This is a genomic window from Oricola cellulosilytica (genome assembly GCF_019966575.1).
GTDB lineage: Bacteria > Pseudomonadota > Alphaproteobacteria > Rhizobiales > Rhizobiaceae > Oricola > Oricola cellulosilytica.
In genome coordinates this window covers 1-2,115 of record NZ_JAINFK010000012.1, presented here as the reverse complement: position 1 = coordinate 2,115, position 2,115 = coordinate 1, and the positions used below count along the sequence as shown (strand labels likewise).

At 59.3% G+C, this 2,115-nt stretch carries 1 protein-coding gene; it reads right to left on the bottom strand.

From position 1 onward, the window contains the following. A partial coding sequence (locus LC298_RS17940) for a methyl-accepting chemotaxis protein (protein WP_223385733.1) occupies nucleotides 1-1,611 on the bottom strand: 1,611 nt, incomplete at its 3' end. Nucleotides 1,612-2,115: the final 504 nt, after the last annotated feature.

The window sequence follows — 2,115 nt, the reverse complement described above, 5'->3', positions numbered from 1 at the left end:
CTCGTCGATCACGCCGATGATCTTGGCGATCTCGCCCGACGCGTTCTCGATCCGGCCCATCGCCTCGACGGCGTCGGAGACGACCTTGGTCGACGCGTCGCTCGCCGACTTCGCCTCGGCCGCCTTGGTGGTGGCCTCCTGGGCGCGTTCCGACGACTCCTTCACCGTCGCGGTGATCTCCTCGAGCGAGGCCGAGGTTTCCTCCAGCGCCGCGGCCTGCTGCTCGGTGCGGCCCGACAGGCTTTCCACCGCCGTGCGCATTTCGCCCGCATTGGCGTGGATGGTATCGATGTTGTTTCGGACTTCCGCCAGAGTATCGGAAAGCTTTTCAACCGATGCGTTGAACGAAGTCCTGAGACCGTCGAGACCCTCTCCGAACGGCTCGTCCAGTCGGGTTGTCAGATCGCCTTCGGCAAGGCGGTCAAGGGCTTCACCCATCTGGCTGACGGTCGCCTCGAGTTCGCGCTTTTGCTCGGCTTCCCGTTTCTGTTCGGCCTCGGTGCGCGATCGCGCGTCCGCGTCGCGTGCCTGTTCCGCTTCCCGCTCGTCCGCCGCCCTCTTCTGGATGAGCGCCTGATAGGCTTCGAACGCAGTGGCGATCTCGCCGATCTCGTCCTTGCGGCCCTTGCCGGCAATCTCGACTTCGGTGTTGCCTTCCGAGAGCGCCTTCAGCGCCGACGCGGTCGCTGTCAAAGGTTTTCCGACTGAACGCGCGACAAAGATGACGATGAGGCCGATGATCAGGATTGCCAGCGCGCCGACGACGGCAACCGCGACAATCACGGCATTCCTCTCCTGCTGCATCCTTTCCAGCGTGCGCGCCTTCAAATCGTCAAGGAAGGTCTTGATCTCTTTGAACTCAGGCTCGAGATGTTCGAAAATCTCGGACAGTTCGGCGCGCAAGGCGAGTTCCTCCAACTTCGCCTCCGCGAATTTGTGAAAGTCGGACTGATAGGCATCGATGTAGGAGAATATCTCATTTCGAACTCCGGCCGAGCCGAACATCGCTATGGGAAATGCCTTGAACTCGGCCATGCGTTCGTCCAGCCGCCCGATATATTTCTCGTCGAGCCGCATGATGAAGTCTTTCTCATGCCGGCGCATCATCAGCATCTTGACCGTCAGTTCCGGCTGGCCGAGCGTTTTCAGGGGCACCTCGGCATTGTGCGCGGCGCTCCGCAGCGCGCCCTGCATCCCGCTCTCTTCGTCCACACCCAGGAGGTGCTCTAGTTCGACCAGTTCCTCGAACTTGCCAACATAGGCATCGAAATCCTTCTCCAGCCGGTCGACCAGATCGTCCATCTGGCCCGGGAAATCGTTTCGCAGAAGTGACGCGAGTTCCGTCAGGTCGGCAGCCGCCCTGTCGGTCAATTGCCGGTGATGTTCGACCTCCTCCTCGTCACCGTTGAGCAGGAAATTCTTCTGTGCGCGTTGTGCATGGAGCATGGAGATATCCATGTCGGCTTCCAGCTCGAAAATGTGTTCCGCTTCTGCAAGCAGTTCTCTCTCATGTTCGAGTACCCGGTCCCCGATATAGAAAACCGATCCGACCAGCAGCATTCCTGCCATTGCGATCGGGGCGAGAAGAAAAATACGCGTCTTCAGTTTCATGATACGAACCTGCTGGTTGCTTGTCTGGAAATTTATTCGACCGTTCATCGGTCGGATCAGACACGCATCATGCAGTCCGGCACCGCGGCAAAATCGCCCACGATAAATTACAGGGCAACAATATGCCTGATTTCGTTATGGACTTGTTAACGGCGACCCAAGGGAAGGTGATCGTTGTTTTCCTCGTGCGTTTCGCCTCGGTCCGGGGGCGCTGCGCCCCGCCCCCTTCCTCGCCAACCTTGTGAGAAGAACTGGCCCGAAAGACCGGAAGGGCCAAGAACGTTGATAAGTTTTTTGCCCGGTTCTCGCTAACCCGTTGTCCTGACTGGTTATTATATTTTTTCCGCATAAAACTTATCCACACCTCCCGAGCCTGCCGCATACTGTTCCCGTCTCTCGCAGGAAGCCTGGGTGCACACCGGTACAAAGGGAGAGGCCGGCGCCTGACGGGGCGGGGAGAGGTCCCTGCCTGGGTGATGAGCCCCCACGTCGGGCCGGAAGAAG